This is a genomic window from Microbacterium aquimaris, from assembly GCF_039531285.1.
Taxonomy (GTDB): Bacteria; Actinomycetota; Actinomycetes; order Actinomycetales; family Microbacteriaceae; genus Microbacterium; species Microbacterium aquimaris.
The window spans coordinates 441,241-464,967 of the sequence record NZ_BAAAPT010000002.1 but is presented as its reverse complement, the minus strand read 5'-3'; the positions used below and the strand labels follow the sequence as shown (position 1 = coordinate 464,967).

The following is a 23,727-nucleotide window of genomic DNA, read 5'->3' as shown; positions in this document are numbered from 1 at the left end:
GTCAGGCGGTGAGTCCTCGTCGTTCGAGGAGCGGGTCGATCTGCGCGTCACGACCGCGGAAGTCCCGGTAGGCCTCGAGCGGATCCTTCGATCCGCCCACTCCGAGCAGTCTTGCTCGGAAGCGGTCGCCGTTCGCCCGGGTCAGGCCACCGTTCTCGCGGAACCACTCGACCGTGTCTGCGTCGAGCACCTCGCTCCAGATGTAGGAGTAGTAGCCCGCACTGTAGCCACCGGAGAAGACATGCGCGAAGAACGTCGAGGAGTACCGCGGGGGAACGGCCGGGTGGTTCAACCCGATATCGGCGAGTGCCGCGGCTTCGAACTCCGCCACGTCGATGTCCGCGCTCGCCTCGTCGACACTGAGACGGTGCCAGGCCTGATCGAGCCATGCCGCGGCGAGGTACTCGCTGGTCGCGAAGCCCTGGTTGAACGCCTCGGACGCGTGCAGCTGTTCGACGACATCCGCCGGGAGTGGCTCGTCCGTGTCGATGTGGCGTGCGTACGAGGCCAGCACCTCCGGCCAGAAGATCCACATCTCGTTGACCTGACTGGGGAATTCCACGAAGTCCCGGAAGACGTTGGTGCCGGCGAAGTGCGGATACGTCACCCTGGCGAGCAGACCGTGAAGGGCATGCCCGAACTCGTGGAAGAGCGTCGTCACTTCATCGAGGGTGAGGAGGGTGGGCGTCCCCGTGGGCGGCTTGGCAACATTCAGGTTGTTGACCACGACCGGGGCCGTGCCGCGCAGTGTCGACTGGGAGACGATCGGGTTCATCCAGGCCCCGCCGCGCTTGGTGTCGCGCGTGTAGAGGTCGAGGACGTACAGGCCGACAGGGGAGTGGTCGTCGTCGAACACCTCGAACACGCGGGCGTCGGGGTGATACGCGACAAGATCGGTCCGTTCTCGGAAGGACAGCCCGTAGAGGTCGCCGGCCGCGCGGAACACGCCGTCGATCAGCACGCGCTCCGCTTCGAACCACGGCCGGAGCGCGGCCCGGTCCAGGGCGTACCGTTCGGCGCGCACCTTCTCGGTGTAGAGCGCCCAGTCATGCGCCGCGACCGTCTCCGCGTCGTGCGATGTCGAAGCGATCTTCTGCAACGCTTCGTACTCGGCGGCGGCATTGCGTGACGCCGGCCCCGCGAGGCGGCGCAACATCCGCTCGACGGCCTCCGGCGTGCCGGCGGTCTGATCGGCGGTGATGTAGGCGGCGTGCGACGGGTAGCCCAGAAGCGCCGCGCGCTCGGCGCGTAGGCGCACGATCTCCCGCAGGACCGGACGGTTGTCGTGCGTGCCGCCGCGACTGCCGCGCGCCCGCGAGGCGTGCATGATGCGCTCGCGGCTGTTCCTGTCGGTGAGCGAGGACAGGGATGGATGCCCGGTGAACAGCGGAAGTGTGATCACATAGGCGCTGTCGAGGCCGCGCTGCTTCGCGGCTTCTGCGGCGGCCGAGATCTCGCCCTCGGTGAGGCCGTCGAGTTCTGCGACGTCGTCGAAGACGACCGCCAGCTCGTTGGTGTCGGCCAGGAGGTTCTTCTCGAACGTGGTCGTCAGCACCGAGAGGCGTCGGTTGAGCTCGGACAGGTGTTCCTTCTCGGCCTGGTCCAGTGCTGCGCCCGCGTGCGCCATCTCACGGTGGTGACGTGCGATCAGATAGCGCTGTTCGTCGTCGAGGTCGAGCTCGTCCAGGCGGTCGTAGAGGTCCTTCACACGGGCGTACAGGCGCGCGTCGAGACGGACCGCATCGTCATGGGCGGCCATCAAGGGCGCGAGTTGCTCGTCGATGTGCTGGATCGCCGCGGTCGCATCGGCGGACGAGACCGTGTAGAAGGCGTGGGCGACGTCTTCGAGCATGCGGCCGGATTCCTCGAGCGGAAGGACGGTGTTCTCGAACGTGGGCGGATCCGCGGCGGTCGCGATCGCCTCGATCTCGTCGCGGTGACGAGCGAAGGCGGCTTCGAAGGCCGGGAGGTAGTGCTCGGGTCGGATCCGCGCGTAGTCCGGGAGTCGATACGGCAGCGGAGAGGGGGACAGCAGGGGGTTCTCATCGACCATGTTCACCACCCTACGGCGGAGCCGCGAAAAGCCAAAGAGACATTTGCAAAGACATGCTTGCAAAGATTGCTTTGCTTTCGCTATCCTGGCGGCATGGATGAGCGACAGGACGACCCCACCGCGCGCGCCGCCGCCCGTCACGCGGAAGACCGCGTGTTGGATGCCGGCGCGCTCCGTGCTCTCGCGCATCCCCTGCGGGTCCGGATCTACGACATCCTCAGTCAGTACGGGCCGCAGACGGCCAGCACTCTCGCGCAGCAGCTGGGGGAGTCGAGCGGTTCGACCAGTTATCACCTCCGGGCTCTGGCGAAGCATCAGCTGATCCGGGAATGTGCCGACCGGGGCACCGCGCGTGAGCGGTGGTGGGAGCGTCCGGTCGGCGGTGTCTCGTTCACCAATCCCGCCGGTGCGAAGACGCCGTCGGAGCGGTCGGCGACCCAACTCGTCATGAGCGAGTTCTTCCGTCACCGTCAGGATCGACTGCTGGAGTTCGTGATGCACACCAACGACGGCCTCGAAGACGCCTGGTCGGACGGTGCCATGGTCTCCACCGCGATGGCGCGGATGACGCCGGAGCAGCTGAAAGAGCTGTCCCTGCGGATCATGGCGCTCATCGACGAGGCCGTCGACCGCTATCGCGACCAGGACGGCGACGGAGTGCGCCCGGTGTCCATCCGTGCCGATCTGTTCCCGCTGACCGAACTGAAGGAAGGGTCATGAGCACGTTCGTCCAGGAGGCACCCGTCGTCCGTCCGACGGTGCTCGACCGCGTCCTGCTCGCCGCCTCCCGTATGCTCGCAGCCCACGTCGCGGTGCGGACGGCCCGACGTGCCGGACGCTCCGCGTGCGAAGCGGAGCGGGCTCGTTCCGCGTACGCCCGACGACGCGGGACCGCGCAGGCGACCGGCGCCGTAGGCATCCTGCCGTGATGGAGGCGACGCCGGTCGAAACCGCTCAGGCGAAGTCGTCGTCGGGCGCGTGACGCACGACCGCGTTGCCGTCGTCGTCCAGCTCCACCTGCACGCCTGTCGCCAGCTCTGCGATCGGTTTCCCCTCGAGCCAGGTCAGCGTCCACCGCGGACGCGGCGCGCCGAGCATGTCGACCGGGATGGTCGCGTCAACGCCTGCGATACCCTCCCGCAGTGCCTCCGGGACCGCCTGGGGCGGTTCCTCACCAGAGGTCCATCGTGTTCCGAGTCTCATCAGGCCTCCCCGAGCTCGATTTCGACGACCGCGGTGTCGGCCGCCTCCACATACGTCAGATCCATGATCCTGCCCACGGCCTTCAGATCGCCCTCAGCGAGTCGGAGTGCCGCCAAACGGTCCGCGGGAGCGCCCAGCACGACACGCGACACCGGCGTCTTCTGCGAGGCTTTCGCCTCCGTCTTGGCGCGCCGGATGCCGATCAGGGCCTCGCCCACGGCGGTGAGTACCGCGGGGTCGCCGGCATCGCCGAGCGGTTCGGGCCACGGTGCGGTGTGGATCGAACCCTCCTCGAACCACGACCACGCCTCCTCGGTGGCGAAAGAGACCACCGGGGCCAGGAGACGCAGAAGCGTCGACAGTGCAGTTCGCAATGCGAGGGCGGCGGAAGCCTGTCCCACGTCGGTGCGATCGTACGCACGCTCTTTGACGAGCTCGAGGTAGTCGTCGCAGAACGTCCAGAAGAACGACTCGGTCACCTCGAGCGCGCGAGCGTGGTCGTAGGCCTCGAGGGCCTTCGTCGCGTCCAGGACCACGCGGTCGAGCGTCGCGAGCATCGACGCGTCGAGCGCATGGGTGATCGTCGCGTCGTCGGGGACGGGGAAGGACAGCACGAATTTCGCGGCATTGAGGATCTTGATCGCCAGGCGTCGGCCGATCTTCACCTGCGTCGGGTTCTGCGGGTCGAACGCCGCATCCGCTCCGAGCCGGCTCGAGGCCGCCCAGTACCGCACGGCGTCGGATCCGTGCGTGGAGAGGATGTCGGCCGGGGTGACGACGTTGCCCTTGGACTTGGACATCTTCTTGCGATCCGGGTCCACGATGAACCCCGATACGGCGGCATCGGTCCACGGTGCCCGGTCGTCCTCCAGCACGCTGCGCAGCATGGTCGAGAACAACCAGGTACGGATGATGTCCTGTCCCTGAGGGCGCAGGTCGAAGGGCGATACGAGATTCCACAGATCTTCGTCGCGCTCCCATCCGCCCACAAGCTGCGGGGTGAGGGAGGAGGTGGCCCACGTGTCGAAGATGTCGCGCTCGGCGTCGAACCCGCCCGGCACGCCCCGCTGGTCTTCGGTGTACCCGGTGGGGACGTCGACGGTGGGGTCGACGGGAAGGTCCGCGAGGTCCGGGACGATGACCTTCGCATAGTCGCGCTCACCCTGTGCATCCAGCCTGTACCAGACCGGGATCGGCACCCCGAAGAACCGCTGGCGGGAGACGAGCCAGTCACCCGTGAGCCCCTCCGTCCAATTCTCGTATCGGACGCGCATGAAATCGGGATGCCACGACATCTCCCGCCCGAACGCGATCAGGCGCTCGCGCAGCTTCTCGTCGCGGGCGCCGTTGCGGATGTACCACTGTCGGGTCGAGACGATCTCGAGCGGGCGGTCGCCCTTCTCGAAGAACTTCACGGGGTGGCTGAAGGGCTTGGACACCTCGATCAGCTCGCCGCTGGCTTCCAGCAACTCCACGACGGCCTTCTTGGCGCTGAACACGGTCTTGCCGGCCAGCCGCGCGTAGGCGGCGCGTCCGCTCTCCGAGACGATCACTTCGGGCGCGTCCGCGACGACGCGACCGTCCTTGCCGAGGATGGTCCGATTGGGCAGATCCAACTCGCGCCACCAGATGATGTCGGTCATGTCGCCGAACGTGCAGATCATCGCGATGCCCGAGCCCTTGTCCGGCTGGGCGAGCGGGTGGGCCAGGACGGGGACCTCGACGTCGAAGAGCGGCGTGCGCACCGTCGAGCCGAACAACGGCTGGTACCGCTGGTCATCCGGATGCGCGACCAGTGCCACACACGCCGGCAACAGCTCGGGGCGGGTCGTCTCGATGTGCACGTCGCCCGAGCCGTCGGAGGCGTGGAACGCCAGGCGGTGATAGGCCGCCTGCTGGTCGCGGTCCTCGAGCTCGGCCTGGGCGATCGCCGACCGGAAGTCGATGTCCCACAGCGTCGGGGCGAGGGCCTGGTAGGCCTCGCCGCGTTCGATGTTGCGCAGGAAGGCGAGCTGGCTCGTGCGGATCGTGTCGTCGCTGATGGTCCGGTAGGTCTGGTCCCAGTCGACGCTCAGACCCAGTTGGCGGAAGACGGCCTCGAACTGCTTCTCGTCCTCCACCGTCAATCGCTCGCACAGCTCGATGAAGTTGCGGCGGCTGATCGGAATCTGGTCGGCGGGCTTGATCGTCTTGGTGGTTCCTTCGAACGGCGGGGTGAATTCCCCGTCGTACGCCAGCGACGGGTCGCACCGCACTCCGTAGTAGTTCTGCACGCGTCGTTCGGTCGGCAGACCGTTGTCGTCCCAGCCCATCGGGTAGAACACGGACTTGCCGCGCATGCGCTCGAAGCGCGCCTTGATGTCGGTGTGGGTGAAGCTGAAGACGTGGCCGATGTGCAGGCTCCCGGACGCCGTGGGCGGGGGAGTGTCGATCGAGTAGACCCCGGCGCGTCCGGCGGCCTCGGCCGCGGCGCGATCGAACCGGTAGGTTCCCGCGTCGTTCCACGCCCGGTCCCACTTCTGTTCGAGGCCTTCGAGGACGGGCTTGTCGGGGATCTCGGCCATGGTGCTCCTTGCGCGGTATGGGCGGCACTGTGTGAGCGTGCCTGAATGTGCGGGGTGGCCCCATTCTACCGGCGTGACCGACCCCGTGCAGGGCGCGTAGACTGGGGGCATCGACATCGATCCGGCCATCACCGGGGAGTCCTCGGAAGAACGTCCACGCACGCCGACGGGTGCGCGGGGATCAGTAGAGCCGAGCGGGGCAGGCCCGTCACAGCCGCAGTGAGAGAGGCCCGCGCCGCTGACCGGCGATGCGCGAGGCACGCGGGGTGGTACCGCGGTCTTCCCGACGGGAGGGTCGTCCCCGCAGGACGAAGAACCTGCGAGAGTGCGATGACCTACCCCCGATCCTCCTTCGGCCCCGCCGCCGACGTGCAGCCCAGCCCGCGATTCCCCGAGCTCGAACAGCAGACCCTCGCGTTCTGGGCGGACGACGATACCTTCCGCGCTTCCATCGACCAGCGCGAGGGCGCGCCGGAGTGGGTGTTCTACGACGGGCCGCCGTTCGCCAACGGGCTGCCCCACTACGGCCACCTGCTCACCGGGTACGCCAAGGACCTGTTCCCGCGCTTCCAGACGATGCGCGGCAAGAAGGTCGACCGCGTCTTCGGATGGGACACCCATGGCCTGCCCGCCGAGTTGGAGGCCATGAAACAGCTCGGCATCACCGAGAAGAGCGAGATCGAGGCGATGGGGGTCGCCACCTTCAACGACAAAGCCCGGTCGTCGGTACTGGAGTACACCCGCGAGTGGGAGGACTACGTCACCCGGCAGGCCCGCTGGGTGGACTTCGAGCGCGGCTACAAGACGCTGGACACCGGATACATGGAGTCGGTGCTGTGGGCGTTCAAGACCCTCCACGACCGCGGTCTGGCCTACGAGGGCCACCGCGTCCTGCCCTACTGCTGGCGCGATGAGACGCCGCTGTCGGCCCACGAACTGCGGATGGACGACGACGTCTACAAGATGAGGCAGGACCCGTCCGTGACGGTCACCTTCCCGCTGGTGGGCGCCAAGGCGGAGTCCCTGGGGCTGACCGGTGTCCGCGCGCTCGCGTGGACCACCACGCCGTGGACGTTGCCGACCAACCTCGCGCTCGCCGTGGGCCCCGAGATCCGCTACGCCGTGCTTCCGGCCGGCCCGGCCGGTGCCGCGGACGTCCACCGCGGCGACGACCCCGTCGAAGCCGCCGCGCACCGGTACCTCCTGGCCGAGGACCTCCTCGCCGGGTATGCCAAGGACCTCGGTTATGAGTCGGCGGAGGCCGCGCGAGAGGCCGTCACGGAAACGCTCCTGGGATCGGCGCTCGCCGACGTCTCCTACGACCGACTGTTCGACTACTACGCCGACGATGAGACGTGGGGGACGCACAACGCGTGGCGGATCCTCGTCGACGACTACGTCTCCACGGGGGACGGCACCGGGATCGTGCACCAGGCGCCGGCGTACGGTGAAGACGACCAGCGGGTGTCGGCGGCCGCGGGGATCCCGCTCATCATGAGCCTCGATGACGGTGGCCGCTTCCTGCCGCAGGTGACCGATGTCGCCGGCGAACTCTGGATGGACGCGAACCGTCCGCTCATCCGACTTCTCAAGCGCGACGGCCGCATCCTGCGCGAGGCCAGCTACGAACACTCCTATCCGCACTGCTGGCGCTGCCGGAACCCGCTCATCTACAAGGCCGTCTCGAGCTGGTTCGTCCGTGTGACCGACATCAAGGACCGTCTGCTTGCGGGCAACGAGCAGATCTCGTGGGTGCCGGAGAACGTCCAGCACGGTCAGTTCGGCAAGTGGCTCGAGGGTGCGCGCGATTGGTCGATCAGCCGCAACCGGTATTGGGGTTCGCCCATCCCGGTCTGGAAGAGCGACGACCCCGAGCACCCCCGTGTCGACGTGTACGGATCGCTCGAGGAGATGGAGCGCGACTTCGGGGCACTCCCGCGCAATGAGAAGGGGGAGGTCGATCTTCACCGCCCCTACATCGACGAGCTGACCCGGCCCAATCCCGACGACCCGACCGGGCGGTCGATCATGCGCCGCATCGAGGACGTGCTGGATGTGTGGTTCGACAGTGGGTCGATGCCCTTCGCCCAGGTGCACTACCCGTTCGAGAACCAGGGATGGTTCGACGAGCATTCGCCGGCCGATTTCATCGTCGAGTACATCGGTCAGACCCGTGGGTGGTTCTACGTCATGCACGTACTCTCGACCGCGCTGTTCGACCGTCCCGCGTTCACGGGAGTGTCTTGTCACGGCATCGTCCTCGGCAACGACGGGCAGAAGATGTCGAAGTCGTTGCGCAACTACCCCGACGTCAGCGAGGTCTTCGATCGCGACGGCTCGGATGCGATGCGGTGGTTCCTCATGTCGAGCCCCGTGCTGCGGGGTGGGAACCTCGTCGTGACCGAGGAGGGCATCCGTTCGGGTGTGCGGGAGTTCCTCCTCCCGCTGTGGAACTCGTGGTATTTCTTCGCCACCTACGCCAACGCGAGCGGCTCCGACGGGTACGAAGCAACGTGGCGGACCGACAGCGAGGACGTGCTCGACCGCTACATCCTCGCGGTGACCGGTGACCTCGTGCGCGGCGTGGCCGCCGACCTGGAGGGGCTCGATTCGACGACGGCGGCCGCGCGTCTGCGCGACTTCGTCGAGGTTCTGACCAACTGGTACATCCGGCGCTCCCGCGACCGCTTCTGGGTGGGCGTGACCGACGACCCGAACAGTCGCGACGCGTTCGACACGCTCTACACCGTGCTCGAGACGCTCACCCGCGTCGCCGCCCCCCTGTTGCCGCTCGTGGCGGAACAGGTGTGGAAGGGCTTGACCGGGGGGCGCAGCGTCCACCTCCAGGACTGGCCGGACGCGGACGCGTTCGCCCCGGCCACCGACATCCGCTCCGCGATGGATACGGTGCGTGAGGTGTCGAGTGTGGCCAACGCCCTGCGCAAGCGCGAGGGCCGCCGGGTGCGTCTGCCGCTGGCGTCGCTCACCGTGGTCGTACGCGACGCGCAGGCGCTCGCGCCGTTCGAAGCGATTCTGCGTGAGGAACTGAACGTCAAAGCGGTGGAGCTCGTCGAGCTCGACGAGGCCGTCGCCGCGCGATACGGCATCAGCCGTCGACTGTCCGTCAACGCCCGCGCCGCCGGGCCCCGCCTCGGCAAGCGGGTCCAGCACGTCATCAAGGGCGCGAAGGCGGGCATCTGGGAGGAGCGCGACGGCGCGGTCGTCGTCGACGGGATCGCCCTCGAGCAGGGCGAGTACGACCTCACCCTCGAGGCGGGTGGTGTCGCCGACGGCGTCGCGATCGCGCTGCTCGCCGACGGCGGGTTCGTTCTGCTGGACACGGTGACCACCCCCGAGCTCGAGGCCGAGGGCCTCGCACGCGACATGATCCGCGCGGTGCAGGACACGCGCAAGGCCGCCGGGTTCGACGTCAGCGACCGCATCCGACTCGAGCTCGTCTTCTCGGATCCCGCCGATCGCGCCGCGGTCGAGTCGGCGTTCGACGCCGCCGACGTCGCAGGGGAGACCCTCGCCGTCGCCTACGTCCTGGGGGATGCCCCGACGGAGGTGGGGGCGGAGTTCGAGAACACCGTCGCCGCGTCCACCTACGCCAACGCCGGTGCGGTCACCGTGCGTGTGTCGCGCGAAGGGGTCGACGCATGAATGATCGCGAGAAGGCCGACGCCGTCTACGCGGCGCTGCTGGATCGTGCCGGCGAGCGCTGGGTCCAGCCACGTATCGACCGCACGCAGCGCGTGTTGGATCTGTTGGACGACCCCCAGCGGACCTACCGGGTCGTCCACATCACCGGGACCAACGGCAAGACGTCGACCGCGCGGGTGGTCGACGCGCTCGTGCGCGCGCACGGCCTGCGCACGGGGGTGTTCACGAGTCCGCACCTGGAGCGCTTCACCGAACGCATCCTCATCGACGGGGAGCCGATCGACGACGCGGCGGTCGTGTCGGCGTGGGAGGAGATCACGCCTTTCGTCGGGATGATCGACGCCGAGTTGGAGTCGGACGGGCAGGATCCTCTGACGTTTTTCGAGCTCCTCACCGTGCTCGCCTTCGTCGCCTTCGCCGACGCGCCCGTCGACGTGGCAGTGATCGAGGTCGGCATGGGAGGCTCCTGGGATTCCACGAACACCGCGGACGGTGACGTCGCGGTGGTCGCCCCCGTGGGGATCGACCATGCGGACCGGCTCGGCCGGACCCCGGCGGAGATCGCGACCGTCAAGGCGGGGATCATCAAGAACGGGGCGCTGGTCGTCTCCGCGCGTCAGGAGCCGGAGGTCGAAGCGGTCCTGCGGGCCACGGCCAACGAGCGCGGGGCCAGGATCGCCTTCGAGGGGCGTGACTTCGGGCTCACCGACGCACGTCTGGCCGTGGGAGGACAACAACTGACCGTCCAAGGTCTCGCCGGGCGGTACGACGAGGCCTACCTGCCCGTGTACGGCTCGCATCAGGGACGGAACGCCGCCCTGGCGATCGCCGCGGTCGAGATGCTTCTCGGGGCGGGGGAGCGGGCGATCGCGCCGGAGGTCCTCACGGAGGCGTTGACGGTGGTCAGCACGCCCGGCCGACTCCAGCTCCTCGGAACCGATCCCACCGTCCTCGTCGACGCCGCCCACAACCCACACGGCGCTGCAGCACTGGCCACGGCGTTGCGCGAATCTTTCGCGTTCGAGGAGTGGGGGCTCGTGCTCGGGGTCCTCGGCGACAAGGATGCGGCCGGGATCGTCACCGCGCTCGCGCCCGTCGCCACGCGCGTGTTCGTCACGGCCCCTGATTCGGAGCGCGCGGGGGATCCGGATGCGCTGGCCGACCTCGTCGAGGCCGTCGGGCTCGATGTCACCGTCCACGGCGACCTCGCTGCGGCCTCCGAGGAGGCGCGCGCCTGGGCCGGCGAGTCGTCTCAGCGTGCCGTGGTGGTCGCGGGATCGGTCGTGCTCGCCGGTGAGGCCATCGCGCTGTCGGTCGAAGAAGGCTGGAAGAGCGGAGCCGTCGATGACTGAACCGCGACGTCGCCGGGCCCGAGGGGCTGCGGAGTCCCTCGGGGCGGTGGTGCTCGGCTTCGAGTCGATCATCGTGTTCCTCGGGGGGTTGGCGGTCTTCGGGTTGCGGGTGCTGCCCGAGCCCATCCCGTCGTGGTGGGGCATCGTGGCGGGCAGCATCGTCGCGCTCGCGATGGTCGTGACCGCCGGACTGCTGGGTCACCGGGCGGGGATCGTCGTGGGATGGGCACTTCAGGTCGTCGTCCTGCTCGGCGGATTCCTCGTCCCGGCGCTGTTCGTGGTGGGGCTCGTTTTCGGTGCGATGTGGGCGTATGCGACGATCAAGGGGGCGGCGTTGGACCGCCAGAACGCCGCGCGCGCCGCTGACGCGGAACCCACGAACGGAGACTGAATGGCCACCGAAGAAACCCTCGTCCTCGTCAAGCCCGACGGCGTCGCCCGCGGCCTGACCGGCGCCATCCTGGCCCGCATCGAGTCCAAGGGCTACGCGCTCGTGGATCTGCGCCTGGTCGAACCCGACCGCGAGCGTCTCGAGCGTCACTACGCCGAGCACGCCGGCAAGCCCTTCTACGAGCCCCTGCTGGAATTCATGATGTCGGGCCCCTCGGTCGCCATCCGCGTGGCGGGGAATCGCGTCATCGAGGGCTTCCGATCCTTGGCCGGCACGACCGACCCGACGACGGCCGCTCCGGGGACCATCCGTGGCGACCTGGGTCGCGACTGGGGTCTGAAGGTGCAACAGAACCTCGTGCACGGCTCGGACAGCCCCGAGTCGGCGGCGCGTGAGCTCGCCATCTGGTTCTGAGCCCTCGAGATCGCAACGAGGCGCCGGCCCCGGGGGCCGGCGCCTCGTTGCGTACGCGCGCTCAGCCGAAGAGCGTCTGGAAGATGTTCGGCAGGGCGTTCAGCTCGAGCTGGGCGACCAACACGACCACCGCGTAGCTGAGGATCGCCATAAGGGGGACCCAGGCCATGAGTCCCGCGGCCGCGCGGCGAATCCGGGCCGGCGCCGGGACCAGGCCCGACCGCAGGAGGTGGATCGTCACGGCGTAGAACGAGGGGATCGTCACCGCCCATGTCACCATGCACCAGGGGCACAGGGTGCCGAGATCGAAGATGCTCTGGGTGATGAGCCACACGACGAATCCGAACGCGAACCCCATCCCCGCCCAGAAGCACCACCAGAACCAGCGGGCGAAGCGGGCGCCGGCGAGGATCGCCATACCGACCACGATCGGAGCGACCCAGCCGGTCAGCCCGAGGATCGGGTTGGAGAACCCGAAGACGCTTCCCTGCCAGGAGTCGAGGTTCGCGCTGCACTGGACCAGGACGCTGAAGTCGCACGACGCGGACGAGGTGGGGTCTGCGAGGCGTTCGAGCTTTTCACGCGTGAGGCTGAAGGCGGCGAACCAGCCGACGACTCCGGCGATCACGAGCCAGACGGCCAGACCGGTGGGACGCGTGTGCGACGAGGGCGTTGCCATGATCTGAACCTTCTCACCGTCCGCTATGGGTCCGCTGTGGGGGCCGCGCCGGCCACTCCGGCAGGGCGGTTCGCACATTATCCGGGCGAAAGTGCGATAATGAACGGCGATGCACGGCGGCCGCGCCGCCACGGGCATCGACAGAAGACTTCGGGCGATGAACGCCCTATCGCCGCCGCAGGCCCCGCCGGAGCGGGAACGACGGCAGACCGAGTGAGTTCGCGGAACGCCTCGTCCTCGGAGGACGAGCGGGACGCCAGAGATTTCGACGGGTGACGCGCGGTGTCACCCGCGGGGAGTACGCCAGAGATGGCCGATGGAAATGATGTACACGTCGAAGCCCATTCCGAGCCGGGGGTCGTTGCCGACCGGCTCGTAGAGACCGCCGAGGCAGGGGTGACATCCCCGACGGACGAGGCGATGCCCACCACCACGGCGGAAACGGAGGCGGAGGGTCCCGTGCCGTCGAAGGACGAGCCCGCCGCGGATATGGCCGCAGCGTCGGGTCCCGACGCCTCGGAGCGACCGTCCGACGACGAGCAGACCGGCGAAGCCGCGGAACCGCTGCGTCCTGACGAGGCCGAGGACCTTTCGGAGGCCGGCGGATCGACCGAGCCGGCGGAGGCTGCGCAGCCCGACGCGACGGAGGAGCCGGAGAAGCCCGGCGAGCCGGAGGAAACGGCCGGGGTGGAGAAGCCCGCTGAGCCGGAGGAAACGGCGGAGCCGGAGAAGCCCGCTGAGCCGGAGAAGCCGACGGCAGTCAGTCTCGGCCTTCTGCCGGAGCGGTTTGTTTCCGCGGTGTCCACCCAGCTCCACTTCTATGCGCCCGAGATCACGGTGCTTCCGGCGCGGGATGAGAGTGAGCCGGAGCCGGATCGCGAGCAGTCCTCGGGCGGTTCGCGTCGCCGGGGACGCCGACGCGGGGGTTCGGGAGGTCAGGGCGAGAAGAACGACGCCCCGAACGACGAGGCGCCGCGATCGTCCGGTCGCAAGCGAGCCGTCGAAGTGGTCAACGAACCCCAGCGGATCAAGGGGTCCACGCGGCTCGAAGCGAAGAAACAACGTCGTCGCGACGGCCGCGAGGCGGGACGACGACGCGCGGTGGTCACCGAGGCCGAATTCCTCGCGCGCCGCGAAGCGGTGGACCGTGTGATGGTCGTGCGTTCGAAGAACGGGCGCGTGCAGATCGCGGTGCTCGAGGACGACGTCCTCGTCGAGCACTATGTCGCCCGCAACCAGGACTCCTCGCTCATCGGCAACGTCTACCTCGGGCGCGTGCAGAACGTGCTCCCCAGCATGGAGGCGGCGTTCGTCGACATCGGTCGCGGACGCAACGCGGTGCTGTACTCCGGTGAAGTCGACTGGGACGCGGTCGAGACGGGCAATCAGCCCCGCCGTATCGAGCTGGCGCTCAAGTCGGGTGACAAAGTGCTCGTGCAGGTCACGAAGGACCCGGTGGGCCACAAGGGCGCGCGTCTGACGAGCCAGATCTCGTTGCCGGGCCGCTATCTGGTCTACGTGCCGGGCGGCGCGATGAACGGCATCTCGCGCAAGCTCCCCGACACCGAGCGCGCCCGCCTGAAGAAGATCCTCAAAGAGGTCCTCCCCGAATCCTCCGGCGTCATCGTCCGCACGGCTGCGGAAGGGGCGACCGAGGAGCAGCTCACCCGCGACGTCAACCGTCTCACCACGCAGTGGGAGCACATCGGTCGCCAGGTCCAGTCGCAGCAGGCCCCGGCGCTGCTGCACTCCGAGCCCGACCTGCTCGTGAAGATCGTCCGCGATGTCTTCAACGAGGATTTCTCGAAGATGCTCATCCAGGGCGAGGACGCGCACCAGACGATCACCGCGTACCTCGAGGGTGTCGCGCCCGATCTGCTCGAACGTGTCGAGGCGTACGACGGCGAACGTGACCCGTTCGACAAGTTCCGGATCACCGAACAGATCGAGAAGGCGCTGGACCGCAAGGTGTGGTTGCCCTCGGGTGGTTCCCTCGTGATCGACCGCACCGAAGCGATGACCGTCGTCGACGTCAACACCGGCAAGTTCGTCGGTTCCGGTGGGAACCTCGAAGAGACCGTCACCAAGAACAACCTCGAGGCGGCCGAAGAGATCGTGCGTCAACTGCGGCTGCGCGACATCGGCGGGATCATCGTGGTGGACTTCATCGACATGGTCCTCGAGTCCAATCGGGATCTCGTGCTGCGTCGGCTCGTGGAATGTCTGAGCCGTGACCGCACCAAGCATCAGGTCGCCGAGGTGACTTCGCTCGGCCTCGTGCAGATGACCCGCAAGAAGCTGGGGCTCGGGTTGCTCGAGACCTTCAGCGAGGCGTGCGAGGTCTGTGCCGGACGTGGCGTGATCGTGCACCACGACCCCGTCGTCAAGCACCGGTCGGCGGGATCTTCCTCCGGTGGTCGGCGCCAGCGCCAGAACAACAACAACGGGGGGTCCTCCAACGGCGGCGGCGCATCGAACAGCGCCCCGGCCGGCGGCACCCACACGATCACCGAAGGGGTCAAGTCGGCGCTTGCACAGATCGCCGCGTCGACGATCCATCCCTCCCAAGCCGAGGAGGCGGCGTCCGGCGACGTGCAGGTCGACGTCGTGCTGCCTGAGCCCAAGAACGGTCAGCCCGCCCCGAAGAACGCCGAGGGCGCCGAGGGCGCTGGGCGGGCCGAACCGTCCGAACGGCCCAAGAAGTCGCGGCGAAAGAAGTCCGAGGGTGCACGGGGCCCCCGTACCGACAAGGACGTCCTGCTGGATTCCGTCCTCGAGGCGCTTCCCGAACCCAAGGCACCCGGCCAGGGGCGGGGCCGTCGACGGGTGACCACGGCGGCCCTCACGGGGACCCCGGTGAGTACCGTCACGCCGGAGACGCCCACCGACGACTGACTGCGCGCGACCGCCCGTGTGCGGGGGCTATCGGCCCCGGCGTTCGCGGGCGGTCACCCGCAGTCCCGATGCGATGAGCCGCCGTACGAGTTCGTGCCCGTCGACGGGCACGGCCCCCGCGGCCACGAGGTCGTCGTACGACACATCGGGGACGTCGTAGTGGTCACGGTCGAAGCCGCGGCGGGGGATCCCGTGTTCGGCGGCGAACCGGTGCAACTCGTCGAGGCTCGTGTCGCTGACCAGGTGTGACCACAGGCGACCATGGGCGGGCCATCGCGGGTCGTCGATCAGGATGGCCATGACCACGATCCTACGACGCGCCGCGGCGGGGTCGCTTTGCGCGGGGGTCGGGCATACGGTAAAGTTTCCCTTTGGTGCGTTGCGTGCCGCAGCCTCATGGCGACACGCCGAGAGCATGGCTTCCGCACCGTTACCCGTCTTTCAAGACAACTGGAGCCGAACGCTCCCCAAGACGAAACAAGGTGTGAAGTGGTTTACGCAGTTGTGCGCGCCGGTGGCCGGCAGGAGAAGGTCGAGGTCGGCTCGATCGTCGTTCTCGATCGTCTCGCCGCGGAGATCGGCGACGAGGTCACCCTCCCGGCCGTCCTGTTCGTCGACGGCGACGCCGTCACGACCGACGCCGACAAGCTGGCGAAGGTCTCCGTGACCGCCGAGGTCGTCGGCGAGGAGCGCGGTCCGAAGATCGTGATCCAGAAGTTCAAGAACAAGACCGGCTACAAGAAGCGTCAGGGGCACCGTCAGGACCTCACGCGCCTCAAGATCACCGGCATCAAGTAACTCCAGGAAGAGAAGCTGAGATGGCACACAAGAAGGGCGCAAGCTCCACCCGAAACGGTCGTGACTCCAACGCACAGCGCCTCGGCGTGAAGCGCTTCGGTGGCCAGGTCGTCAACGCCGGCGAGATCATCGTCCGCCAGCGCGGCACCCACTTCCACCCCGGCGCCAACGTGGGCCGCGGTGGCGACGACACGCTGTTCGCCCTGGCCGGCGGCTCGGTGGAGTTCGGCAACAAGGGCGGCCGCAAGGTCGTCAACATCGTCGCAGCGGCGGAGTGATCCGAGGCTCGCGAGAAGTCTTCGATGAGGGGCGGGCTTCGGCTCGCCCCTCATCTGTATCCAGATCCTTAAGGGGAGAAACATGGTCACCTTCGTCGATCGGGTGACCCTTCACCTGCGCGCAGGAAAGGGCGGCAACGGCTGCGTCTCGGTCCGTCGCGAGAAGTTCAAGCCGCTCGCGGGCCCCGATGGCGGCAACGGCGGAAACGGGGGCGACATCGTCCTCGTCGCCGATCCGCAGGAGACGACGTTGCTGTCGTACCACCACTCACCGCACCGCACCGCCGACAACGGCGGCTTCGGGATGGGCGACAACCGTTCCGGCGCGGCGGGAGAGCATCGCGAGCTGCCCGTCCCGGTGGGGACGGTCGTGAAGTCACCGGACGGTGAGACCCTCGTCGACATGATCCACCCGGGCATGCGCTTCGTCGTCGCCCCGGGCGGACTCGGCGGACTGGGCAACGCCGCGCTGGCGTCCCCGAAGCGCAAGGCGCCGGGTTTCGCGCTGCTGGGCACGCTCGGCTGGGAAGGCGACGTCGTCCTCGAGCTGAAGACCGTCGCCGACGTCGCGTTGGTGGGCTTCCCGTCGGCCGGGAAGTCGAGCCTGATCGCGGCCGTCTCGGCCGCGCGTCCCAAGATCGCCGACTACCCCTTCACCACCCTCCATCCGAACCTCGGCGTCGTGCAGGCGGGGGACATCCGCTTCACGGTCGCCGACGTGCCCGGCCTCATCGAGGGTGCCAGTGAAGGCCGTGGACTGGGGTTGGAGTTCCTCCGCCACGTCGAGCGGTGCACCGCGCTGGTCCACGTCTTGGACTGCGCGACCCTGGATCCGGGCCGTGACCCCCTGAGTGACCTCGACGTGATCCTCGCCGAACTGGCCGCGTACCCGGTCACCGAAGGGCAGGTGCCGCTGATCGAGCGCCCGCAGCTTGTCGCGCTGAACAAGCTCGACGTGCCCGAGGCGAAAGACCTTGCGGATCTGGTGCGCCCGGAGCTCGAGGCCCGCGGATTCACGGTGTTCGACATCTCGACAGTCGCGCGTGCGGGACTGCGTGAACTGACCTTCGCACTGGGGGAGATCATCGCGGAGCATCGTGCCGCCCAGGTCGACGACGGGCCGCAGGAGCGGGTGGTCATCCGCCCGCGCGGTTCCGAGAAGGAGTTCACCGTGCGTGTCGAGGGCGGTACCTACGGCAACCTGTATCGCATCCTCGGTGCCAAACCGGAACGCTGGGTTCAGCAGACCGACTTCCGCAACGAGGAGGCGGTCGGATTCCTCGCGGACCGACTCGACAAGCTCGGTGTCGAGGATGAGTTGTTCCGCGCCGGCGCGACACCGGGGGCGACGGTGGTCATCGGCGGCGGCGACGGCGTCGTGTTCGACTGGCAGCCCTCCCTCAGCTCGGCCGCCGAACTGATGACGGCGCCCCGCGGGACCGACCCGCGTGTCGATCCGAGTTCGCGGCGGACGACCTCCGAGCGCCGCGAACGGTATCGCGAACGGATGGACGCCAAAGCCGAAGCCCGCGCCGATCTGGAGGCCGAGCGCCTCGCCACCGCGGGGTGGGACGAGGAGGACGAGGCGTGAGCATCGTCGATCGCGGCGACCTGGCCGGTGCCCGCCGTGTCGTGGTGAAGGTCGGATCCTCGTCGATCAGCGGTGAGAACCGCGACAAGATCGCGCCGATCGTCCACGCGCTGGCACAGGCCCACGCCCGGGGCACGGAAGTCGTGCTGGTCTCGTCGGGGGCGATCGCCACCGGCATGCCGTACCTCGCGCTGGACGAGCGTCCCTCCGACCTCGCCACCCAACAAGCCGCGGCGGCGGTCGGGCAGAACGTGCTCATCTACCGATACCAGGACGCGCTGCGTCCCTTCGGCGTCGTGGCCGGCCAGGTGCTTCTGACGGCGGGCGACCTGGAGCATGCGACACCGCGCTCCAACGCACGGCGCGCCATGGAACGACTCCTGGGGCTGCGCATCCTCCCGATCGTGAACGAGAACGACACCGTCGCCACACACGAGATCCGTTTCGGCGACAACGACCGGCTCGCCGCACTCGTGGCACGGCTGCTCGGCGCCGATGCGCTCGTGCTGCTCAGCGACATCGAGTGTCTCTACACCCGACCCCCGAGTGAACCGGGCGCGCAGCCGATCGATCGGGTCGCATGGGGTGACGACCTCGACGAGTTCGAGTTCGGCGCCACGGTGGTCAACAGTGTCGGAACGGGCGGCGCGGCGACCAAGGCCTCCGCGGCGAAGCTCGCCTCGTCGGCGGGCATCGGCGTGCTCGTCACCAGTGCGGATCTCGTCTCCGAGGCCCTCGAAGGGCGAACGGTCGGAACCTGGTTCGAGCCCGACCCGTCCGCGGAGGCGACGATCGCCACCGGGACGGTGCGTGCGGCGTCGAGTCAGTAGGCTGGGATGATGACGATCGTGACGGAGACCTCCGCGCGGGGGCGCATGCGGCTGGCGAAGGAAGCAGGCCGTGGCGTCGGCCTTCTCGACGATGCGACCAAGGCCCGCGCCCTGTACGCCATCGCCGACGCGATCGACGGCGCCGCGGATGAGATCGTCGCCGCCAATGCCGAAGACCTCGACCGTGGCGTCCGCCACGGACTGGCCGAGGGACTGCGCGACCGTCTCCGCCTGGACGCACCGCGGGTCGCCGCGCTCGCCTCGGCGGTGCGTGACGTCGCCGCCCTCCCGGACCCGGTCGGTCGCGTGCTTGAGACCCGCACGATCGGTGGCGGGATCGAACTGACCAAGGTCTCGGTACCGTTCGGCGTCATCGGGGCCATCTACGAGGCCCGCCCGAATGTGACGGTCGACATCGCCGCCCTCGCGTTGCGCTCCGGCAACGCGGTGGTCTTGCGTGGCGGGACGGCGGCCGAGGCTACCAACGCCGCGCTGGTCGCGGCCATGCGGGGCGCCCTCGACGAGGTGGGTATCGACCCGGAAGCGATCCAGACCATCGACGCGTTCGGACGGGAGGGCGCCCGAGAGCTGATGACCGCGCGGGGCCTGATCGACCTCTTGGTCCCACGGGGGAGCGCGCAGCTGATCGAGACGGTCGTGACCGAATCGACCGTGCCGGTCATCGAGACCGGGGCCGGGGTCGTCCACATCGTCATCGACGCCTCCGCGCGCCCCGATTGGGCGCGGGAGATCGTCGTCAACGCGAAGGCACAGCGTCCGAGTGTGTGCAACGCCGTCGAGACGGTGCTGGTCCATCGGGACGCGCTGGGACTGGTTCCCGACCTGCTCGACGCGCTCGAGGACGCCGGCGTGACCGTGCACGGCGACGAGGCGATCCGCGCGCTTTCCCCGCGCGTGGTAGCCGCGACCGACGAGGACTGGGCGACAGAACACCTCAGCCTCGACCTGTCGATGCGTGTCGTCGACGATCTCGACGCGGCCCTGGCGCACATCCGCACCTACTCCACGCACCACACAGAGTCGATCATCACCGAAGACGTCGCGAACGCGGAGCGCTTCCTCGCGGAGGTGGACTCGGCGGCGGTCCTGCACAACGCCTCGACGCGTTTCACCGACGGCGGTGAGTTCGGCTTCGGTGCCGAGGTCGGCATCTCGACGCAGAAACTCCACGCGCGCGGCCCGATGGGGCTGCCGGAACTGACGAGCATCAAGTGGATCGGGCGAGGCGCGGGCCACGTCCGCAGCTGATCCCAAATAGACTGGACGGCGACCGGGCTGTCCGGTCCGACCCGGAACGGAGCACGAATGACACTGGCTGAGATCCTCCTCCTCGCGGCGGAAGAGACCGAGCATCACGGGAACGTGGCGCTCGAGACCTTCTGGTACGGCGCGGTGGCCCTGGCCGTCTTCGGTCTGCTGGCCCTCGTGACGGCGTCGTACCGCAACGTGGCCAACCGCCACTCCCACAAGGCGGAGGCCTACGCGAAGGCCCACGCGAACGACGTGCAGAAGGCGGGACACGGGCACTAGGCCCGCTGCATGTCCACGGCGCGAGCCCCCCGGATCGGGGTGATGGGTGGGACCTTCGATCCCATCCACCACGGTCACCTCGTGGCGGCGAGTGAAGTGGCGCAGTCCTTCGACCTGGATGAGGTCGTCTTCGTCCCCACCGGGCGCCCCTGGCAGAAACAGAGCGTCACCCCCAGCGAGCACCGCTACCTGATGACGGTCATCGCCACGGCATCCAATCCCCGTTTCACCGTCAGCCGCGTCGACATCGACCGTGCCGGCCCGACGTACACGATCGACACGCTGAAGGATCTCCGGCGGGACCGCCCGGATGCGGAGCTGTTCTTCATCAGCGGTGCCGATGCGGTGGCGCAGATTCTCAGTTGGCGCGATCATGATGAACTGTGGCAACTCGCCCACTTCGTCGCGGTGTCGCGTCCCGGCCACGTGCTGAGCACGGAGGGATTGCCGACCGAGAACGTCAGCCAACTGGAGATCCCCGCCCTGTCGATCTCCTCGACGGACTGTCGAGACCGCGTTCATCGGGGTCACCCGGTGTGGTACCTCGTGCCTGACGGGGTTGTCCAATACATTGCGAAGCATCACCTCTACCGGAGCATGGAATGAGCACACCCGAGCACCCCGCGGACAAGCCGCTGACACGCCGTCAGCTGCGTGAGATCCGCAACACCGGCTCGACGCCCGTCGTGACACCCCCGGACGCCGACACCGATGCCGCCCCTGAGTCCGAGGAGGTCGCCTCCGAGCACACAGCGCCCGCCACGCCGCCCGCTCCGCGCACGCCGAGACCGGCGCCGCCCGCGCAGGTCGCACCCGCCCCCGCGCCCGACGCCAGCGTCAACCTCGGCGAGGCGCCCCTGACGCGACGGCAGGCCCGCCAGCAGGAGAAGATCCGCACCGCGTCGGTGCCGGTGATCACCCCGGAGGTGGCCGCGAAGCACGCCGCCGAGGCCTCGGCCGCGGCCGGACCCGCGTCGACCGGTGAAGACGACGCCCCCGTGGCGGCACCGCCCGAGGAACACCCCGAGACGGGTCCCGCGCCGACCTCGGACGGCGCCGGCGAGCAGACCATCGACGGCGCCGAAGCCCTCGCGGCGGCGGCCGACGAGGCGGAGCGCGAAGCGGAGACCGAAGAGCGCCCCGTGGTCAACCCCGCACTCGGCGCAGGACTGCTGGCCGGTGGGACCGCGGAGGCGGCAGGGGAGCCGGCTTCGTTCGACCAGCTCCTCACCCGCTCCTCGAGCGGATCGATCAGCACTCCGAACGCGCTGATCATGTCCCAGACCCCGTCGACGCTCGCGTCGCCGGTCGCCTCCACGGGCGAGGTCATCCTGACCGGCTCGTACGACCTGCCCGAGGGGTACGGATCGACCGGGCATGCGAAGGGCGCCGCCGACGGCAAAGAGGTCGACGCCGTCCTCGTCGACGGTGAGCTCCCCGCCCACTCGTCGCCGACCCCGATCGCGGCGAGTGCGGCGATCAGCACCCACAAGACCCCGGGCGACGTGATCAAGCCCCCGGCTCCGGAGAAGGGCGGTCGGCTGATGCTGACCCTGGCCATCACGGCGGGGGTCCTGGCGCTCGCGCTGGTCGGCGTGCTGATCATCGCCTTCGCGACGGGGACCATCTGATGCCGGCCACCGAGCAGTCGCGCGAGATGCTCCAGGTCGCGGCGGCGGCGGCGGATGCGACCGGCGGCGAAGACCTCGTCGCACTCGACGTCTCGGAGCCGCTTCCGCTGGTCGACGTCTTCCTCGTCGTCACGGGGCGCAGTGAGCGCAACGTGGCGGCGATCGCCGACGAGATCGAAGAGAAGCTGCTCGAGGTCGGGCACAAGCGGCTGCGGCGCGAGGGGCGCCAGGAGTCGCGGTGGATTCTGCTCGACTTCGGTGATCTCGTCGCCCATATCTTCCACGAGGAGGAGCGGTCCTACTACGGGCTCGAACGTCTGTGGAAGGACTGCCCGGTCGTTCCGATCGAGCTCGCCGGTGCGCGCTCGGCGGACTGATCCGACGCCGTCGGACGCCACGCCCGGGTGTGCGTCCGAATTCGGACTCGGGCAGATCGTGTTGTAAGCTTGTCGAGTTGCCCGCGAGAGCGGAAGACGATCTGGGCCTGTGGCGCAGCTGGTAGCGCACCTGCATGGCATGCAGGGGGTCAGGGGTTCGAGTCCCCTCAGGTCCACACAGAAAGCCCCCGGGAGACCGGGGGCTTTTCCCGTTCCCCGATGGGGCCCTCGCGTACGGTGGTCACGTGTCCCATCTCCTCCGCACCGCCGTCGCGACCGTGCTGAGTGCCGCGCTGGTCGTCGGCGTCACGTCGGCTGCGACGGCATCGGCGCGGGGGAACCTGTCCTCGGGCCCGGATGGAGCTCCAGTGACCGTGGTGGCCGCGGGGGAGCGCGACCTGCAGGACGCGGCAGCCGCGCTCGTCGAGACGATGACGCTCCGCGAGCGTGCGGCGAGCGTGGTGATGGGCCATCTTCCGACCACGGACACCGAGGCGTTGCGGGAGTACATGCAGACAGACGCGATCGGCGGGTTCATCCTCATGGGCGCCAACGTGCCCGCCGACGAGGCGGCGCTCCGTGAGGTGGCCGCCGCTCTGACGGTCGACGAGGAACTCCCGCCCCTGCTGGCGATCGATCAGGAGGGCGGTGACGTGTCACGGCTCCCCTGGGACGACTTCCCCGCAGCTCCCGTGCTGAAGGAGGCCTCTGCTCCCGACGTGGCGGACGCCTTCGCGGGGCGTGCGTCGCTGGTGGACCGCGGCGGCCTCAACGTGAACTTCGGCATCGTCGCCGATGTGACCGCGGACCGCGGGATGTTCATCTACCGCCGCGCGCTCGGCGCCGACCCGGCGACGGCGGCCGATCACGTCGCGGCCGCCGTCCGCGCAGAGCACGGCCTTTCCGCGTCGACGTTGAAGCACTTCCCGGGGCACGGCGCCGCCGCGGGAGATTCGCACGCCGGCATCCCGACGACCGAAATGCCGTACGACGAGTGGGCGACAACCCACGCGCCCCCGTTCGTGGCGGGCATCGACGCCGGAGCGCCGCTGTTGATGTTCGGACACCTCACCTACACGGCAGTCGACGACGCGCCGGCGTCCCTCTCGCCGGAGTGGCACCGCATCGCGCGGGAGGAGCTCGGCTTCGACGGGGTCGCGGTCACCGACGACCTCGGGATGCTGCAGGCCTCCGGTATCCCGACGTACGCGGACCCCGTCGCGAACGGCGTGGCCGCGCTGGTGGCGGGCAATGATCTCGTGCTCACCGTGCTGTACAGCGACGCGGGCAGCGCCGAGCGGATGGTCGACGGGATCGTCGCCGCCGTCGACGAGGGCACGCTTCCCGTCGACCGCCTGACTGAGGCGGCCGAGCGCGTGACCGCCCTGCGGTTGGCGTCGGCGGACACGGCACTCGTCCCCTGTCAGGAGTGCGCGGGGGTGCGATGAGACGCCCGC

22 protein-coding genes and 1 tRNA gene are annotated in these 23,727 nt (G+C 68.9%); 18 read left to right on the top strand and 5 right to left on the bottom strand.

Features of this window, described 5'->3' with window-relative positions; translation table 11 throughout:
• Position 1: 1 nt before the first annotated feature.
• Positions 2-2,053: a M3 family metallopeptidase gene (locus ABD204_RS11745; protein WP_194424692.1), complete on the bottom strand. Its 2,052-nt coding sequence runs from the start codon at positions 2,051-2,053 to the stop codon at positions 2-4.
• A gap of 93 nt (positions 2,054-2,146) precedes the next feature.
• Here ABD204_RS11745 and ABD204_RS11740 point away from each other — a divergent pair, with 93 nt between their 5' ends.
• On the top strand, positions 2,147-2,773 hold the full coding sequence (locus tag ABD204_RS11740) for a winged helix-turn-helix domain-containing protein (RefSeq protein ID WP_194424693.1): 627 nt from the start codon (positions 2,147-2,149) through the stop codon (positions 2,771-2,773).
• Positions 2,770-2,982 (top strand): hypothetical protein, encoded by a 213-nt coding sequence (locus tag ABD204_RS11735; RefSeq protein ID WP_194424694.1) that lies wholly within the window; start codon positions 2,770-2,772, stop codon positions 2,980-2,982. The genes ABD204_RS11740 and ABD204_RS11735 overlap by 4 nt, the downstream gene beginning before the upstream one ends.
• Positions 2,983-3,007: 25 nt before the next feature.
• On the opposite strand, the gene ABD204_RS11730 is transcribed toward ABD204_RS11735, so the two are convergent.
• Positions 3,008-3,256 (bottom strand): hypothetical protein, encoded by a 249-nt coding sequence (locus ABD204_RS11730; protein WP_194424695.1) that lies wholly within the window; start codon positions 3,254-3,256, stop codon positions 3,008-3,010.
• Complete coding sequence (gene valS, locus ABD204_RS11725) at positions 3,256-5,820, bottom strand: valine--tRNA ligase (protein ID WP_194424696.1); 2,565 nt, start codon at positions 5,818-5,820, stop codon at positions 3,256-3,258. The genes ABD204_RS11730 and valS overlap by 1 nt, the downstream gene beginning before the upstream one ends.
• A gap of 330 nt (positions 5,821-6,150) precedes the next feature.
• Here valS and ileS point away from each other — a divergent pair, with 330 nt between their 5' ends.
• The 4 genes from ileS to ndk are packed head-to-tail and all read left to right on the top strand — an operon-like array spanning position 6,151 to position 11,640.
• Positions 6,151-9,483, top strand: coding sequence for an isoleucine--tRNA ligase (gene ileS, locus ABD204_RS11720; protein WP_194424697.1), 3,333 nt, complete (start codon positions 6,151-6,153; stop codon positions 9,481-9,483).
• A complete protein-coding gene (locus ABD204_RS11715; protein WP_194424698.1) occupies positions 9,480-10,835 on the top strand; it encodes a bifunctional folylpolyglutamate synthase/dihydrofolate synthase in 1,356 nt (451 codons plus the stop codon). The genes ileS and ABD204_RS11715 overlap by 4 nt, the downstream gene beginning before the upstream one ends.
• Positions 10,828-11,226, top strand: a complete 399-nt coding sequence (locus ABD204_RS11710) for a DUF4233 domain-containing protein (RefSeq protein ID WP_194424699.1) — start codon at positions 10,828-10,830, stop codon at positions 11,224-11,226. The genes ABD204_RS11715 and ABD204_RS11710 overlap by 8 nt, the downstream gene beginning before the upstream one ends.
• A complete protein-coding gene (gene ndk / locus ABD204_RS11705) occupies positions 11,227-11,640 on the top strand; it encodes a nucleoside-diphosphate kinase (protein WP_194424700.1) in 414 nt (137 codons plus the stop codon).
• 61 nt (positions 11,641-11,701) lie between these two features.
• Here the strand turns inward: ndk and ABD204_RS11700 are convergent, their stop codons facing one another.
• A complete protein-coding gene (locus ABD204_RS11700; RefSeq protein ID WP_194424701.1) occupies positions 11,702-12,319 on the bottom strand; it encodes a vitamin K epoxide reductase family protein in 618 nt (205 codons plus the stop codon).
• Between the two features lie 420 nt (positions 12,320-12,739).
• On the opposite strand from ABD204_RS11700, the gene ABD204_RS11695 reads away from it, so the two are divergent.
• Positions 12,740-15,214 (top strand): Rne/Rng family ribonuclease, encoded by a 2,475-nt coding sequence (locus tag ABD204_RS11695; RefSeq protein WP_194425020.1) that lies wholly within the window; start codon positions 12,740-12,742, stop codon positions 15,212-15,214.
• 27 nt (positions 15,215-15,241) lie between these two features.
• On the opposite strand, the gene ABD204_RS11690 is transcribed toward ABD204_RS11695, so the two are convergent.
• Positions 15,242-15,514, bottom strand: coding sequence for a DUF4031 domain-containing protein (locus ABD204_RS11690; RefSeq protein ID WP_194424702.1), 273 nt, complete (start codon positions 15,512-15,514; stop codon positions 15,242-15,244).
• 189 nt (positions 15,515-15,703) lie between these two features.
• Here ABD204_RS11690 and rplU point away from each other — a divergent pair, with 189 nt between their 5' ends.
• The 11 genes from rplU to ABD204_RS11635 all read left to right on the top strand — a co-directional run bounded on the left by rplU (position 15,704) and on the right by ABD204_RS11635 (position 23,718).
• Positions 15,704-16,012, top strand: coding sequence for a 50S ribosomal protein L21 (gene rplU, locus ABD204_RS11685; protein WP_194424703.1), 309 nt, complete (start codon positions 15,704-15,706; stop codon positions 16,010-16,012).
• A gap of 20 nt (positions 16,013-16,032) precedes the next feature.
• On the top strand, positions 16,033-16,290 hold the full coding sequence (gene rpmA / locus ABD204_RS11680) for a 50S ribosomal protein L27 (protein ID WP_194424704.1): 258 nt from the start codon (positions 16,033-16,035) through the stop codon (positions 16,288-16,290).
• Positions 16,291-16,372: 82 nt separating this feature from the next.
• Entirely contained in the window at positions 16,373-17,881 is a 1,509-nt protein-coding gene (gene obgE / locus ABD204_RS11675; protein ID WP_194424705.1) for a GTPase ObgE, read from the top strand.
• Entirely contained in the window at positions 17,878-18,711 is an 834-nt protein-coding gene (gene proB, locus ABD204_RS11670) for a glutamate 5-kinase (RefSeq protein ID WP_194424706.1), read from the top strand. The genes obgE and proB overlap by 4 nt, the downstream gene beginning before the upstream one ends.
• Positions 18,712-18,717: 6 nt before the next feature.
• Entirely contained in the window at positions 18,718-19,980 is a 1,263-nt protein-coding gene (locus tag ABD204_RS11665) for a glutamate-5-semialdehyde dehydrogenase (protein ID WP_409263993.1), read from the top strand.
• 57 nt (positions 19,981-20,037) lie between these two features.
• Positions 20,038-20,262, top strand: coding sequence for a hypothetical protein (locus tag ABD204_RS11660; protein WP_194424708.1), 225 nt, complete (start codon positions 20,038-20,040; stop codon positions 20,260-20,262).
• Between the two features lie 9 nt (positions 20,263-20,271).
• A complete protein-coding gene (gene nadD, locus ABD204_RS11655; protein ID WP_194424709.1) occupies positions 20,272-20,868 on the top strand; it encodes a nicotinate-nucleotide adenylyltransferase in 597 nt (198 codons plus the stop codon).
• On the top strand, positions 20,865-21,893 hold the full coding sequence (locus ABD204_RS11650; protein WP_194424710.1) for a hypothetical protein: 1,029 nt from the start codon (positions 20,865-20,867) through the stop codon (positions 21,891-21,893). Before nadD ends, ABD204_RS11650 begins: the two co-directional genes overlap by 4 nt.
• The gene (rsfS, locus tag ABD204_RS11645) at positions 21,893-22,270 is read left to right on the top strand and encodes a ribosome silencing factor (RefSeq protein WP_194424711.1); all 378 of its coding nucleotides are present in this window, start codon (positions 21,893-21,895) and stop codon (positions 22,268-22,270) included. The genes ABD204_RS11650 and rsfS overlap by 1 nt, the downstream gene beginning before the upstream one ends.
• Positions 22,271-22,373: 103 nt before the next feature.
• Positions 22,374-22,446, top strand: a tRNA-Ala gene (locus ABD204_RS11640).
• A gap of 69 nt (positions 22,447-22,515) precedes the next feature.
• Positions 22,516-23,718, top strand: a complete 1,203-nt coding sequence (locus ABD204_RS11635) for a glycoside hydrolase family 3 N-terminal domain-containing protein (protein WP_322597609.1) — start codon at positions 22,516-22,518, stop codon at positions 23,716-23,718.
• Positions 23,719-23,727: the final 9 nt, after the last annotated feature.